We start from the raw sequence: 15,526 nt of genomic DNA on the forward strand, positions 1-15,526 counted from the left end.
TTTCAATTAGTTTAATCCGTATTCTTTGATTTTGTTATAAAGTGTACCGCGCGAAATGCCAAGCAAATCTGCTGCTGCACTCTTGTTTCCATATGTTTTTTGAAGAGTCTCTTCTATTAGCCTAGCTTCTTGGAGAGAATCTTCTTCTTGTTGAACTTCTGTAAAAGAACTTGCATCCTTCAGGTTGTCAGGAAGGTGCGCAACGGTAATCAACGACTGATCACTTAAGAAAATCATTCGTTCAATCGTATTTCTCAGCTCGCGAATATTGCCTGGCCAGTCGTATTGCATAAAGGCTTCAAGAACTTCGGAGCTAATGAAAGGAGCCTTTTTTTTATACTTCTTGCTGAATTCCTTTACAAATTGCTGAGTCAATGCTTCGATGTCTTCTTTATGGTCTCGAAGCGGCGGAATAATAATGTTAATGACGGTCAGCAAATAGTAAAGATTTTCATGGAATTCACCCGCTTTTAGCAACTCTTCCAAAGGCGTCGTGGTAGAGGCTACAATTCGGGTTTGAACTTGAATTTCTTCCTTGCCTCCAACGTGATAAAAGGATCGTTCTTCCAAGTAACGGAGAAACTTAACTTGAATTTCAAGAGGCATTTTATCAATTTCCTCAATAAATAACGTCCCGTTGTGGGCCTGCTCTAGCTTTCCTGCAATGGTTGTTGGATCTTCTGAAAAGACATCTTTTTGATGACCAAAAAGTTCAATTTCCAGGAGTCCCGATGGAATAGTGGCGCAATTTAAAGATAAAAAAGGTTCTTTATGTTTAGATCCTCCGTAGTGAATGGCCTGAGCCAGCATTTCTTTCCCAGAACCAGGTTCTCCTGTTAATAGAATAGGCATATCTGTAGATGCCACTTTTTTGGCAATGTCAACGGCTTGCTTAATTTCAGGACTGATACCTGCGAAAGAAGAAAATGGATTATCTTTTGGAATGAGAAGAGACACATCAATTTCTTCATTTAATCTTACAATATTGGTAATGTCATGTTCAGTTGCGACTCCACCTATGACTCGATTGTTTCTTATAATAGGGGATGCATTGATGAGCACGTGAGTTTGTTCATTAGGACGATGATACGTTCCGCGTACAGGGCGCCCTTCGTTTAGAATCGTATGTAGAATGATGGATTCATCTTTGAAATGCTCTCCGATTTTTCTACCAATAATATCATCTCTCTGAATCTTATACGTATGTTCCGCAGCAGTATTCCACAAGATTACATTTCCTTCATTATCGACCGCTGTCACTGCATCATTAATGGTTTCTGCCAATGTATCAAAATAGGAAGCAAATATCTCATTTTGGCTATGCAAATGTGTAATCCACTGCGAAGGTGTTACAAGTCCTATTGTGGTTTCTTGGTTTTCTGCTTGAATGAGGACTGGTCTGTTCCAGTTTGTGTTGGCTTGTAAATTGGCTAACGTAGAAGTAGAAGATGAAGGCCAATTTGTATCCGCTATTATTTTTTTTATGGACGATGCCTCGTCATGACCTGTTAACAGGTATCGTTCATCTTTTTGTATTACATAAAAGGTACTTGCTGTGACTACGACGAAGTCATAGTTTGAAAGTTCAGATGTCACTTTAGCTAAAGAAGTTGATTCTTCAACTGTTATAAAGGAGTTATTTATAAGAACTTGATCAACGCTTGCCATACTAAACCCCTCTCAGTACATATTTTTTATACTGTATCATAATTTAGAAATTGGCGCAAAAGCCTATCTTTTTCAAACAATCACGCAGCTTACTTTCTTTTATTGCTTTCATTCAAAGAGTTGTATTCCCTTCGAAAAGGGTAGTATAAGAATTTAGTGGGTAATAAAGTAACAGGGTAAAAAATAAAAACAAACAAACACTATATAAGATTAATACTCATTAGTTTCATTTATGATTATAAAGTGATAAAATACGAATATCAGTTCGTGTTTTCGGTTTTTACATATCGTAATAAAAAATAGATAAAACAAGAAAATGGAAACGGAGGCCTTCATTTGAAAGATCAGTTTGAATTAGTATCCCCATATCAACCGCAAGGTGATCAGCCAAAGGCAATTGAAAAGATTGTGAAAGGAATTAAAGAAGGTAAGCAGCATCAAGTTTTATTAGGTGCTACAGGAACGGGAAAAACCTTCACCATGTCTAATGTTATTAAGGAAATAAATAAGCCGACATTAATTATGGCTCATAACAAAACGCTTGCTGGTCAATTGTACAGTGAGTTTAAAGAGTTTTTCCCTAATAACGCAGTTGAATACTTTGTCAGTTACTACGATTACTATCAGCCTGAAGCTTATGTACCTCAAACAGATACATTTATTGAAAAGGATGCAAGCATTAATGATGAAATTGATAAACTTCGTCACTCGGCAACTTCTGCTCTTTTTGAACGAAAAGATGTCATTATTATTGCCAGCGTGTCCTGTATTTATGGATTAGGGTCTCCGGAAGAATACAAAGAAATGGTCGTATCTCTTCGAGTAGGAATGGAAAAAGAGCGGAATCAGCTGCTTCGTACGCTAGTGGATGTACAGTACGAAAGAAACGATATTGACTTCAAGCGCGGAACGTTTCGCGTTCGCGGCGATGTTGTGGAGATTTTTCCTGTATCTCGAGATGAACACTGTATTCGCGTCGAGTTTTTCGGAGATGAAATTGACCGCATTCGAGAAGTTGACGCTCTAACAGGAGAAATTATTGGAGATCGTGAACACGTAGCTATCTTCCCGGCATCTCACTTTGTCACGAGAGAAGAAAAAATGCGTGTTGCTATTCAAAATATTGAAAAAGAATTAGAAGAACAGCTAGAGAAGCTAAAAGAAGCAGGAAAGCTTTTAGAAGCGCAGCGCTTGGAGCAGCGCACGCGCTACGATCTAGAAATGATGAGAGAGATGGGCTTTTGTTCAGGAATCGAGAACTACTCTCGTCATTTAACGCTTCGTCCGGCTGGTTCTACACCTTATACACTGCTGGATTTCTTCCCGGAAGATTTCCTTCTTGTTGTGGATGAATCCCACGTTACCATTCCTCAAGTTAGAGGAATGTATAATGGAGACCAAGCGCGTAAACAAGTGTTGGTGGATCATGGTTTCCGCCTGCCGTCTGCATTAGATAACCGTCCGCTTAAATTTGATGAATTTGAACAGCATATTAAACAAATCGTCCATGTTTCAGCAACACCAGGTCCTTATGAACTTGAGAAGGCGCCTAAGGTGATTGAACAAATTATCCGTCCAACGGGATTATTAGATCCAAATATTGAAGTTCGACCAATTGAAGGGCAGATTGATGATTTAATTGGAGAAATCCACGACCGGATTAAGCGAAATGAACGAGTACTTGTTACGACGTTAACAAAGAAAATGTCTGAGGATTTAACGAACTACTTAAAAGAAATTGGCATTAAAGTTCAATATCTTCACTCTGAAGTGAAGACGCTCGAGCGTATTGAAATTATCCGAGAGCTGCGTCTTGGAAAATATGATGTACTTATAGGGATTAACTTACTCCGTGAAGGTTTAGATATTCCGGAAGTTTCGTTAGTAACCATATTAGACGCGGATAAAGAAGGATTCTTGCGTTCAGAACGATCGCTTATTCAAACCATTGGACGTGCCGCGCGAAATGCTAATGGACATGTCATTATGTATGCAGATCGCATCACAAACTCCATGGACATTGCAATCAATGAGACAAAGCGTCGTAGAAGTATTCAAGAAGCTTATAATGAAGAGCACGGCATTACGCCGACAACGATTCAAAAAGAAGTTCGAGGCTCAATTCGTGCAACGTTAGTGGCAGAAGATACAGAAACGTATGAAGAAGCACCGGCATTTGATAAGCTCAACAAAAAAGAAAAAGCAAAGCTCGTAGAAGAGATGGAACAAGAAATGAAAGAAGCAGCCAAAGCGCTTAACTTTGAACGCGCAGCTGAGCTTCGTGACTTGATTCTAGAATTAAAAGCGGAAGGGTGATCAAACATGGCGATGGAAAAAATCGTGGTAAAAGGTGCACGAGCCCACAATTTGAAAAATATCGATATTGAAATCCCGCGGGACAAATTAGTGGTATTAACAGGGTTATCAGGTTCTGGTAAATCTTCTTTGGCTTTCGATACAATCTATGCAGAAGGACAAAGACGTTATGTCGAGTCGCTTTCGGCATATGCAAGACAGTTTTTAGGTCAAATGGATAAGCCCGATGTAGATTCGATCGAAGGATTGTCGCCTGCTATTTCAATCGATCAAAAAACAACGAGCCGAAACCCTCGTTCAACCGTCGGGACTGTGACCGAAATCTATGACTATTTGCGTCTTTTGTTTGCTCGTGTAGGAAAGCCGATTTGTCCTAATCATGGAATTGAAATTACGTCTCAAACGATTGAGCAAATGGTAGATAGAATTTTAGAGTACTCTGAACGCACAAAACTTCAAGTACTGGCCCCTGTGGTATCCGGCCGAAAAGGCACCCATGTAAAAGTATTAGAAGATATTAAAAAGGAAGGGTACGTTCGCATTCGAGTAGACGGAGAAATGCGTGAAATAACAGAAGAAATCGAACTGGAAAAAAACAAAAAACACTCCATTGAAGTAGTGATTGATCGCGTCGTTGTAAAAGAAGGTGTAGCCGCTCGTTTGTCGGACTCTTTGGAATCAGCTCTTCGCCTTGGAGATGGGAAAGTAATTATTGATGTAATAGGTGAAGAAGAACTGCTTTTTAGCGAGCATCATGCTTGTCCAAAATGTGGCTTCTCGATTGGAGAACTTGAGCCCCGCATGTTTTCATTTAATAGTCCTTACGGGGCGTGTCCAACGTGTGACGGGTTAGGAACGAAATTGGAAGTGGATAAAGATTTAGTGATTCCTAACTATGACTTAACACTTCATCAGCACGCAATTGCACCTTGGGAGCCAACAAGTTCTCAATACTATCCGCAGCTGCTTGAAGCCGTATGTACACATTACGGCATTGATATGGATGTGCCGGTTCGAGATATTCCGGAACATTTATTTGATAAAGTATTATATGGCAGCGGTAAAGAAAAAATTTACTTTCGCTATGAAAATGACTTTGGCCAAGTAAGAGAAAATCATATCGAATTTGAAGGCGTGCTTCGGAACGTAGAGCGTCGCTATCATGAAACAAGTTCAGATTATATCCGGGAGCAAATGGAAAAGTATATGGCTCAGCAAGCCTGTCCAAAATGTAAAGGAAATCGTTTGAAACGCGAAAGCTTAGCGGTGCTTATTGACGAAAAGCATATAGGAGATACAACGCGTTTTTCAGTAAAAGAAGCATATGACTTTTTTGAAAGTCTCAGTTTATCTGAAAAAGACATGAAGATTGCGGATATGATACTGCGGGAAATTCGTGAGCGTCTAAGCTTTCTCATTAATGTGGGGCTTGATTACTTAACATTGAACCGCTCTGCTGGAACTCTTTCAGGAGGGGAAGCGCAGCGCATTCGCTTGGCTACTCAAATCGGTTCTCGCTTAACGGGGGTTCTTTATATTTTAGATGAACCTTCTATCGGTCTTCATCAACGTGACAATGATCGCTTAATTCGCACAATGCAAGACATGCGCGATATTGGAAATACGTTGATTGTTGTAGAGCATGATGAAGATACGATGATGGCAGCTGATTATTTAATTGATATCGGACCAGGAGCCGGCGTACACGGAGGTGCCGTTGTTTCTCAAGGCACGCCTCAGGAAGTGATGGATGATGAAAATTCCTTAACGGGTCAATATCTATCAGGAGAGAAGTTTATTCCACTTCCAGCCGAAAGACGTTCGATAGATAAAGATCGGATGATTGAAATTATAGGAGCAAAAGAAAATAATTTAAAAAATGTAAAAGCAAAGCTTCCGTTAGGTGTATTCACGGCTGTTACAGGTGTATCTGGATCAGGTAAGAGTACGCTGGTAAATGATATCCTTCACAAGTCGCTGGCACAAAAACTGCATAAAGCAAAAAGCAAAGCAGGAGAATATAAAGAAATCAAAGGTATTGAACATTTAGATAAAGTCATTGATATTGACCAGTCGCCAATAGGCCGTACGCCTCGTTCAAATCCTGCAACCTATACAGGTGTATTCGATGACATTCGAGATGTATTTGCACAAACAAACGAAGCAAAAGTGCGCGGATATAAAAAAGGCCGTTTTAGCTTTAACGTGAAAGGCGGCCGCTGTGAAGCTTGTCGAGGAGACGGTATTATTAAAATCGAAATGCATTTCCTTCCAGATGTATACGTCCCTTGCGAAGTCTGCCACGGCAAACGATATAACCGTGAAACTTTAGAAGTAAAATACAAAGATCAAAACATTTCAGATGTTTTGGATATGACGGTTGAAGACGCGCTTCACTTCTTTGAAAACATTCCAAAGATTAAGCGGAAGCTGCAAACCATTTACGATGTGGGACTTGGCTATATCACGCTTGGACAGCCGGCTACTACTTTATCCGGTGGAGAGGCACAGCGTGTAAAGTTAGCTTCAGAGCTTCACCGTCGCTCCACAGGAAGAACGCTGTACATTTTAGACGAACCGACTACCGGTCTTCATGTCGATGATATCGCACGATTATTAAAAGTGCTCCAGCGTCTAGTTGAAAATGGAGATACAGTTCTAGTGATCGAACATAATTTAGACGTGATCAAAGCAGCTGATTATCTACTTGATTTAGGGCCTGAAGGTGGAGATAAAGGCGGACAAATCGTGGCTACGGGTACGCCAGAAGAAGTGGCAAAAGTAAAAGAATCTTATACGGGGCATTATTTGAAGCCAATTTTAGAACGTGACCGTAAGCGCATGGAGAAAAAAGTTGAAAAAGCACAGGCATTAACTCGTTAAAAGACACCAGCACTGGTGTCTTTTTTATAAAGAATGAAACTTTTTAACTCATTAAACCGTAATACATGATATAAGGAGTTGATTATCATGGAAGGAAATCGCGTACTATCTTCCTTAAATTATTTTAGCGTTTTCTTTGCACCATTTTTATTACCTATTATTATTTATTTTGTTGTTCATAACATAGAAGTAAAGAAACATGCAAAAACTGCATTTTTGTCACATTTATTACCTATCGCTACAGCGATCTTGTTCTTATTCTTCTTGCTTCCTGCTCTTACTGGCTCTAGTGGAACGGTATTTATTCTTTTAATTGTAGCTTTAGTTGTTGTTTCTTTAGTTAATGTTGTTGTATTTGTATGGAATATTGTAAAAGGGATACAAATATTAAGCAGATAAAAGTTAAATGACTAAAACGTAAAGAGGAGATGGAATGTATGAGTGAAAAGCGCAAACAAATTTTACAGATGGTAGAAGAAGGAAAGCTTAGCGTAGATGAGGCTTTAACTTTGTTAAATTCACTGGAAAAAGACCCAGCTAATAATTCTTCCTATGCTACGCCTGATAAAGCTGAGCTCTCCCCTTATGTAGGAGGAAAACAGAAAAAAACGTACGCTTCTAAGTCATCTCAAAGCTCTTTAAAAGAAAAATTATTTACATTTGTAGATCAAACGGTAAAAAAAGTAAAAGAAGGAGATTTAGATTTTAACTTTGGTCCTTCGATTGACGTCCAGCACATCTTTCAACAATCAGAAGCATATATTCAAGAGATTGACGTAGATTTAGCAAATGGAAGCGTCCAACTCCGACCATGGGGGAGTACAGAAGTACGAATAGAGTGTGAGGCTGCTATCTACAAAGTAGAGAATTCGGATGAAGCGCGCCGCACTTTCTTGCAGCATACGGCATTTTCCATTGAAAATGGCAAACTGCGCTTTGCTATTCAGCAAAAACAAATGAAGGTGAAAGCGATTATTTATATTCCAGAAATGGAATATGAACGCGTTAAACTCCGTATGTTTAATGGTTCAATCGATGGGGAAAGACTAAGCGTACGAGACCTGAAAGCCAAAACAGCTAATGGCACCATCCGCTTTTACGATGTGAATAGCCATTCTCTTGAAATGGAGACATCAAATGGGCATATGGAACTTTCTCGAATCCTCGCTTCAAAATGTGAGCTTGAAACAATCAATGGAACGGTTAAATTTGATGGGGACACAAAGAAAATTGACGTTCAAACATTTAACGGAGATATTGATACGTATTTAAAAGGAGAGCGCATTGAAAAAGTATTTTTCAAAACGACTACAGGGAGCATTACGCTCTATACGCCGCCCCACCTCTCCGTCGATGGAGATTTGAAATCTAACTTTGGCAATTTTACATGTACACTTCCTGAGATGGAAATAATAGATGAGAAAAAAGAAACGGTGATGAAACAACTTCGTTTCAAAGCCAATGTCGCTTCGCCTAAAGGCTATAAATTGTTAGCGGAATCCAAAACGGGCTCAATTGTTATAAAATAGAAAACGCTTGTTTTAGTAAAAAAGAAAAGGAGATGATTAACGTGCGAAAGTTGTATCGTTCGCGAACAAATCGCAAGCTTGCGGGTGTGATCGGCGGTATTTCTCAGTATATCGGACTAGACGCTTCGCTACTGCGCGTATTGTTCATCATCAGTTTATTTTTTACAGTAGGTACCCCAGTTATTTTATATATGATTTTTGTGTTTTTAGTTCCAAATGAAGAAGGAGATTTCTAAAAATGTTATTGCGTGGAATCATTAGTATTTTAATCAATGCCCTCGTATTAATCGTAATTGCAGGTTACATTGACACCTTTCACTTGGAATCAGTCAGTGCAGCTATTATCGCGAGCTTGATTCTATCGATTTTGAATGTGTTTGTTAAGCCGATTTTAATTTTACTCACCCTGCCGGTGACGTTTCTTACGCTTGGCCTATTCCTATTCGTCATTAATGCCATTACGCTGATGATTACACAAAGTGTTATGGGAGATTCTTTTAATATTGACGGGTTTGGTACAGCGCTTTTAGCCTCAGTAATCATGTCGCTTCTAAATGCGCTTATTCAACGAGTGATTGTTGAACCGCTTCAAAATAGAAAATAACTTTCTTGCAATATTTAATTTTCTAAAAAAAGATGGGGAGGCGATGCAGCCTATGCCATCTTTTTTTCTTTTCTTTCCGTATTAATGATAAAATAAAGTGGCTAGTAGAACCAAACGCGACATAAAAGCTAGAGTTGGATATACTGTAGACATGAACAGGTATATGACTGTTTATAAAAGGAGGATGCACGGTGGTTAAAGTACGTACAAAAGACATCATTGAAAAATTTAAATTAGAGCTTATTAGCGGAGAAGAAGGAATCGACCGCCCTATTTCAACGAGTGATATTTCACGTCCAGGTATTGAAATGGCAGGTTATTTTACATATTACCCAGCAGAACGTATCCAGCTGTTAGGTAAAACAGAACTATCATTTTTTAAACAGTTAGATGAAGAACAAAAAAAAGTTCGAATGGAAAAAATGTGTACAGATATTACGCCGGCTATCATTGTTTCGCGCGAAATGGATGTACCGAAAGAACTTATCGAAGCTTCGGAGCGTGAATCAGTTCCCGTGCTGCGTTCAAGCTTTAAAACAACGCGACTTTCCAGCCATTTAACGAATTTTCTTGAAAGCCGGCTAGCACCTACTACTGCCCTGCACGGCGTATTAGTTGATATATACGGAATTGGTGTATTAATCATGGGGAAAAGCGGCGTTGGTAAAAGTGAAACAGCTCTAGAGCTTGTTAAGAGGGGCCATCGCCTAGTAGCCGATGACTGTGTGGAAATCCGTCAAGAAGATCAAGACACGCTTGTAGGAAATGCGCCTGGCTTAATCGAGCATTTGCTTGAAATTCGAGGACTAGGGATCATCAATGTGATGACACTATTCGGCGCAGGAGCTGTACGAAGCTATAAGAGAATTTCACTTGTTATTCAGTTAGAGACATGGGATCAGCAGAAACATTATGATCGCCTTGGTTTAGAAGAAGATAAAATGAAAATTATTGATACAGACGTTACAAAGATTACATTGCCAGTACGTCCGGGACGAAACTTAGCTGTTATCATTGAAGTGGCAGCAATGAACTTCCGCTTAAAGCGTATGGGTATTAACGCAGCAGAACAATTTTCTGCACGTCTAACAGATGTAATTGAAGAAGGAGACCGCGAAGATTTATAAGAAAGGGTGTTAACTTGTGGAAGCAACTATTCAGCCGTTAGATCGCGTTTTCCTTGAAATTGGCCCTCTAACGGTCTACTGGTACGGTGTAATTATCGGTGTAGGTGTTCTGTTAGGTCTTTATATTGCGACAAGAGAAAGCGTAAGAAGGGGCTTATCAAAAGATACATTTGTTGATCTTATTTTATTTGCTGTGCCAATAGCTATTATTTGTGCACGAATTTATTATGTATCCTTTGAATGGGGATACTATTCAAAGCATTTAAATGAAATACCTCAGATTTGGCAAGGTGGTATCGCCATTCATGGTGGCTTAATAGGAGGCGTATTAACTGCCGTTGTGTATTCAAAAGTAAAAAAGATTTCATTTTGGAAGTTGGCTGATATTGCTGCGCCTAGTTTAATCCTTGGCCAAGCCATTGGGCGCTGGGGGAACTTTATGAATCAAGAGGCACATGGGGGGCCGGTTACCCGTGCTTTTTTAGAAGGGTTGCACCTTCCAAATTTTATTATTAACCAAATGTATATTAACGGTACATATTATCACCCTACGTTTTTATACGAATCATTATGGGATCTTGCTGGATTTATCCTGTTGATGGTACTTCGCCGCACCAGTCTGCGAAAAGGAGAAATTTTCTTATCTTATTTAATCTGGTACTCAGTTGGACGCTTCTTTGTAGAAGGGCTTCGCACGGATAGCTTAATGCTGACGCATACACTCAGAATCGCTCAAGTTGTTTCACTTGCACTGATTGTCATAGCCATTATTTTAATTATTATCCGCCGCGTGACGGGAATGAGTAAACAGAAATACTTAGAGAATGAAGAAGCACAATCTAAGGCGTAAATGAAGAAAAGCTACAAGGTTTACACAAACCTGATTTGACGCAAGGGAAGGAAATGAATGATGACGATTAATACGGTTTTGTTTGATTTAGACGGTACGTTAATTGATACAAATGAATTAATTATTGCCTCATTTACTCATACGCTTAATCACTATTATCCTAAACAATATACTCGTGAAGATATTTTACAGTTCATGGGCCCGCCTTTATACGACACGTTTGTAGAAATGGATAAAACGAAAGTAAACGAAATGATTGAGATGTATCGCACGCATAATCTAGCTAATCATGATTTGCTTGTTAAAGAATTTGAAGGCGTACTTGAAACAGTTAAATGGCTGCATGAGCAGAAGTATAAACTAGGTATTGTCACAACAAAGCAAAGAAATACGGTCATGATGGGGCTTAAGTTAACAAAGCTAGATCAGTTCTTTGATACGATTGTTGCAATTGAAGATGTAACAAATGCAAAGCCGCATCCTGAGCCGGTAGAAAAAGCACTGAAGCTGCTCGATGCTAAACCTGAAGAAGCGCTAATGGTGGGAGATAATCATCACGACATCGTTTCTGGCCAAAGAGCTTATACGAAAACAGCTGGAGTTGCTTGGAGTGCAAAAGGAAGAGATCATATCGCTTCTTATAACCCCGATATTATTTTAGAAAATATGACGGATTTAATTGATATATTAAAAGGAGAACGTCAGTGAGAAAAACGACGCGCTATCCGGTTAAAGGAGCTAACTCCCTTTGGCATGTCTATAAGACCGTGCCTTTTTGGAAAGTAGTGCGCAACTTCCTTATCATTCAATGCGCTCGTTATACGCCTTTTCTTTCAATGAAAAACTGGCTGTATAAAGCGTGCTTAGGGATGAAGGTAGGACCCCAAACATCCTTTGCCCTTATGGTGATGCTCGATATTATGTTTCCTGAAAAAATACAAGTAGGACGCAATACCGTCATTGGATACAATACAACTATTCTCGCTCATGAATATCTGATAACGGAATATCGTCTTGGAGATGTCATCATTGGGGATGAAGTGATGATTGGAGCAAATAGCACCATCCTTCCAGGTGTAACAATCGGCAACGAAGCGGTTGTAGCGGCTGGAACGGTGGTTCATAAAGATGTAGCACCCGGTTTCTTTGTTGGAGGTAACCCTATGCGTGTCATCTATACAAAAGAAGAAATGGAAAAGCGCAGGGAAGCAGAACCTAAAGCCACAACTTAGCAAGAACTAAGCTGTGGTTTTTTTTGTAAATTTGAACAGCTGGCGGTTGACGGCTGACTTTATCGGGTGTAAACTATCAATAACTTTAATTTGTTATTTCGCTAATACATTAGTGTGATAAAGTGAAACCAACCTATCAATGGTTCCTTAATAGATAAAATCAAGCTTAAAGGACGTGTCGGAATGTCAAAGTTATTTATGTTTGAAAAACCCCTTGGAATGAGAGATACCCTGCCGGCTCTTTTTGAAAGAAAAAAACAAGTTCGCAGTCAGCTGGCAGATGAAATCAGCAGCTGGGGCTATCAATATATGGCAACGCCTACTGTGGAATACTACGAGACGGTAGGAAGCGCATCAGCTATTTTAGATCAACAATTGTTTAAACTTTTAGATAAAGAAGGGCATACGCTTGTGCTACGACCGGATGTAACAACGCCATTTGCACGTGTGGCCGCTTCAAAACTTTTAAATAATTCTCCTTTGCGCTTAGCTTATGAAGCAAATGTATTCCGAGCTCAGCAGCGTGAGGGTGGCCGCCCGGCGGAGTTTGAACAAATAGGCGTTGAGCTAATTGGAGATGCTACGATGAGCAGCGATGCTGAAGTCATTGCTCTCATGATTGGTGCATTAAAAAGAGCGGGACTTAAATCATTTAAAGTCGCAATTGGCCACATCGGGTTCGTTAATTCGCTTTTTTTAGAAATTGTCGGAAATGAAGAACGTGCTAACGTGCTTCGCCGCTTTTTATATGAGAAAAATTACGTGGGCTATCGTAATCATGTAAAAGATTTGAATCTATCTTCTATTGATAAACAGCGTCTCCTTCAGCTGCTTAACCTGCGCGGAGATGAAAAGAAGATTGAAGAAGCGGTTGAACTAGTTGAAAACGAAGCTGGTAAAAAAGCAGCCGGTGATTTGAAAAAGCTATGGAATATGCTTGATGCGTACGGTGTAACGGATGAAATTAAAATTGATTTTAACTTAGTCAGTCATATGAGCTATTACACAGGTATTTTATTTGAAGTCTTTGCTGAAAACGTTGGTTTCCATATCGGTAATGGAGGACGTTATGACCAGCTTCTTGAAAAATTTGCGTCTAAAACACCAGCTACAGGATTTGGAATTCAGCTCGACCGCTTAATTGAAGCGCTGGGTGAAGAAGGATATGAGCCTTCAGCAGTATACGGCATATTATATAGCCAGGAGCGTTTAGATGAGGCGTTAGCTTTAGCTGCTGAACAGCGCAAGCAAGGATATCGGGTAGTGACTCAGGAAATTGCAGGCGTTGATGATGTTGATGTATTTACTGCACAGTTTGAAGAAGTCACGTTTCTAATTGGAAAACGAGGCAAGGGGGGACAATAATGAGTGAACTATTAACAATTGCAATGCCAAAAGGACGTATTTTTGAAGAAGCAGCTGAACTTTTACGTCAAGCAGACTTTCAATTGCCGCCAGAATTTGACGATTCGCGCAAGCTGATTGTAGACATTCCTGAAGAGAACATGCGCTTTATTTTAGCGAAACCAATGGACGTTACTACTTATGTAGAATACGGAGTAGCGGATCTTGGCATTGCAGGTAAAGACGTAATGTTAGAAGAAGAACGAGATGTCTATGAGCTGTTGGATTTAAATATTAGTAAATGTCACCTGGCCGTTGCCGGTTTGCCTAATGCTAAAAAATCAGAAATTGCTCAAAAAGTGGCAACTAAATATCCAAATGTAGCATCTACTTATTTCAGGGAGCAAGGAGAGCAAGTAGAAATTATTAAATTGAATGGTTCCATTGAATTAGCGCCTTTAATCGGCCTGGCTGATCGGATCGTTGATATTGTATCAACGGGACAAACACTAAAAGAGAACGGACTTGTTGAATTGGAGCACATTGAAGATATTACATCGCGTTTGATTGTGAACCCTGTGAGCTATCGTTTAAAAGACGAACGAATTGATGATTTAGTGAATCGTTTAGCCCAAGTGGTTCAACCTGTATAAAAGAGGTGACATACATTGAAAATTACACGTGTAACAGAACAAGTGAGCTTAAAGCGTACGATTGATCAAGGGACGAGTGCTCAAAGAGAAATTGTCGTAAATATTTTAAAGCAGGTGCAAGAGCAAAAAGACGAAGCTTTAAAAAGGTATACAGCCCAATTTGACGGCGTTGAGCTTTCTTCTTTACTTGTGACAGAACAAGAAAAGAAGCGTGCTTACGAGCTGGTTGATGCAGATATGCTGTCAATCATTCGTGAAGCGGCTGACAACATTCGTGATTACCACGAAAGAATGGTCGAGCAGTCTTGGATGACAACAAAAGAAGACGGCACCATTTTAGGGCAGAAAGTAACGCCTTTAGATGCAGTAGGTGTTTATGTACCGGGAGGCCTTGCGGCGTATCCTTCTTCCGTTTTAATGAATGTTATTCCTGCTCAAGTGGCAGGGGTAAAACGTATTGTGATGGTTTCACCTCCAGGAAAAGACGGCGCGCTACCTGCTGGAGTAGTAGTAGCAGCGAATGAACTTGGGGTCAAAGAGATTTATAAAGTAGGGGGAGCTCAGGCAGTAGGAGCGCTTGCCTACGGAACAGAAACAATTCAACCCGTCGATAAAATTGTAGGGCCTGGTAATATCTTTGTTGCATTAGCGAAAAGAGAAGTATATGGCTTAGTAGACATTGACTCAATTGCTGGACCTAGTGAAATTGTCGTACTAGCAGACGATACGGCTAAGCCGAACGAAGTGGCCGCTGATTTATTGTCTCAAGCAGAACATGACAAATTAGCTTCAAGTATTTTAGTTACGCCTTCTATGAAGTTAGCCGAAACTGTTAAAGAAGAAGTGGAAAGAAAAGTAGAATCTTTACCGCGTAAAGAAATTGCAAGACCTTCTATTGATAACCATGGCGCTATTTATGTGACCGGGTCATTAGAAGAAGCGATTGAAGCTGTTAATCAATTAGCTCCCGAGCATTTAGAAATTATGACTGAAAGTCCGCTTGAACTTTTAGGTTCCATTCGTCATGCCGGTGCTATTTTTCTAGGAAGATATAGCTCAGAACCTGTTGGTGATTATTTCGCTGGACCAAACCATGTTCTTCCAACAAATGGGACAGCAAAATTCTCAAGTCCTTTATCAGTTGATTCATTTGTGAAGAAGTCTAGTATTATTTCATACAGCCAACAAGCCCTGCAGAAAAATGTCTCGAAAATTGCAGCGTTTGCTCGTTTAGAAGGGCTAGAAGCACATGCAAGGGCAGTTGAAGAACGCTTTAAAAAATAAGGTGGAGATTAAAAGAAAAGAGTAGAAATGTGCTTT

Annotated in this window: 14 protein-coding genes; 13 read left to right on the plus strand and 1 reads right to left on the minus strand. The window is 39.8% G+C overall.

The window, feature by feature from the left end; translation table 11 throughout:
• Positions 1 to 6: 6 nt before the first annotated feature.
• Positions 7 to 1,668 carry a sigma-54 interaction domain-containing protein gene (locus tag SB717_RS20090; protein ID WP_410904548.1) on the minus strand — a complete coding sequence of 554 codons (1,662 nt, stop codon included), beginning with the start codon at positions 1,666 to 1,668 and terminating at the stop codon, positions 7 to 9.
• Positions 1,669 to 2,004: 336 nt separating this feature from the next.
• On the opposite strand from SB717_RS20090, the gene uvrB reads away from it, so the two are divergent.
• The 13 genes from uvrB to hisD all read left to right on the plus strand — a co-directional run bounded on the left by uvrB (position 2,005) and on the right by hisD (position 15,490).
• The gene (uvrB, locus tag SB717_RS20095; RefSeq protein ID WP_410904549.1) at positions 2,005 to 3,984 is read left to right on the plus strand and encodes an excinuclease ABC subunit UvrB; all 1,980 of its coding nucleotides are present in this window, start codon (positions 2,005 to 2,007) and stop codon (positions 3,982 to 3,984) included.
• Positions 3,985 to 3,990: 6 nt separating this feature from the next.
• On the plus strand, positions 3,991 to 6,867 hold the full coding sequence (uvrA, locus tag SB717_RS20100) for an excinuclease ABC subunit UvrA (RefSeq protein WP_410904550.1): 2,877 nt from the start codon (positions 3,991 to 3,993) through the stop codon (positions 6,865 to 6,867).
• An 87-nt stretch (positions 6,868 to 6,954) separates the two neighbouring features.
• Entirely contained in the window at positions 6,955 to 7,266 is a 312-nt protein-coding gene (locus SB717_RS20105) for a hypothetical protein (protein WP_014457822.1), read from the plus strand.
• Positions 7,267 to 7,304: 38 nt separating this feature from the next.
• The gene (locus SB717_RS20110; protein WP_029714381.1) at positions 7,305 to 8,396 is read left to right on the plus strand and encodes a DUF4097 family beta strand repeat-containing protein; all 1,092 of its coding nucleotides are present in this window, start codon (positions 7,305 to 7,307) and stop codon (positions 8,394 to 8,396) included.
• A 41-nt stretch (positions 8,397 to 8,437) separates the two neighbouring features.
• The gene (locus tag SB717_RS20115) at positions 8,438 to 8,632 is read left to right on the plus strand and encodes a PspC domain-containing protein (protein WP_029714382.1); all 195 of its coding nucleotides are present in this window, start codon (positions 8,438 to 8,440) and stop codon (positions 8,630 to 8,632) included.
• A gap of 2 nt (positions 8,633 to 8,634) precedes the next feature.
• Complete coding sequence (locus SB717_RS20120; protein WP_029714537.1) at positions 8,635 to 9,000, plus strand: phage holin family protein; 366 nt, start codon at positions 8,635 to 8,637, stop codon at positions 8,998 to 9,000.
• A gap of 191 nt (positions 9,001 to 9,191) precedes the next feature.
• Complete coding sequence (hprK, locus tag SB717_RS20125) at positions 9,192 to 10,127, plus strand: HPr(Ser) kinase/phosphatase (protein ID WP_028412040.1); 936 nt, start codon at positions 9,192 to 9,194, stop codon at positions 10,125 to 10,127.
• Positions 10,128 to 10,143: 16 nt separating this feature from the next.
• Positions 10,144 to 10,977, plus strand: a complete 834-nt coding sequence (lgt, locus tag SB717_RS20130) for a prolipoprotein diacylglyceryl transferase (RefSeq protein ID WP_410904551.1) — start codon at positions 10,144 to 10,146, stop codon at positions 10,975 to 10,977.
• Positions 10,978 to 11,037: 60 nt separating this feature from the next.
• Positions 11,038 to 11,685 carry a pyrophosphatase PpaX gene (gene ppaX, locus SB717_RS20135; RefSeq protein ID WP_029714535.1) on the plus strand — a complete coding sequence of 216 codons (648 nt, stop codon included), beginning with the start codon at positions 11,038 to 11,040 and terminating at the stop codon, positions 11,683 to 11,685.
• Complete coding sequence (locus SB717_RS20140) at positions 11,682 to 12,209, plus strand: acyltransferase (protein WP_013059723.1); 528 nt, start codon at positions 11,682 to 11,684, stop codon at positions 12,207 to 12,209. Before ppaX ends, SB717_RS20140 begins: the two co-directional genes overlap by 4 nt.
• 183 nt (positions 12,210 to 12,392) lie before the next feature.
• On the plus strand, positions 12,393 to 13,574 hold the full coding sequence (locus tag SB717_RS20145; RefSeq protein ID WP_074681744.1) for an ATP phosphoribosyltransferase regulatory subunit: 1,182 nt from the start codon (positions 12,393 to 12,395) through the stop codon (positions 13,572 to 13,574).
• Positions 13,574 to 14,206 (plus strand): ATP phosphoribosyltransferase, encoded by a 633-nt coding sequence (hisG, locus tag SB717_RS20150; protein WP_013059721.1) that lies wholly within the window; start codon positions 13,574 to 13,576, stop codon positions 14,204 to 14,206. The genes SB717_RS20145 and hisG overlap by 1 nt, the downstream gene beginning before the upstream one ends.
• A gap of 15 nt (positions 14,207 to 14,221) precedes the next feature.
• Positions 14,222 to 15,490, plus strand: coding sequence for a histidinol dehydrogenase (gene hisD, locus SB717_RS20155; RefSeq protein ID WP_410904552.1), 1,269 nt, complete (start codon positions 14,222 to 14,224; stop codon positions 15,488 to 15,490).
• The last annotated feature ends 36 nt before the right edge of the window (positions 15,491 to 15,526 follow it).

The organism is Priestia sp. SIMBA_032, from assembly GCF_046535215.1.
Taxonomy (GTDB): domain Bacteria; phylum Bacillota; class Bacilli; order Bacillales; family Bacillaceae_H; genus Priestia; species Priestia aryabhattai.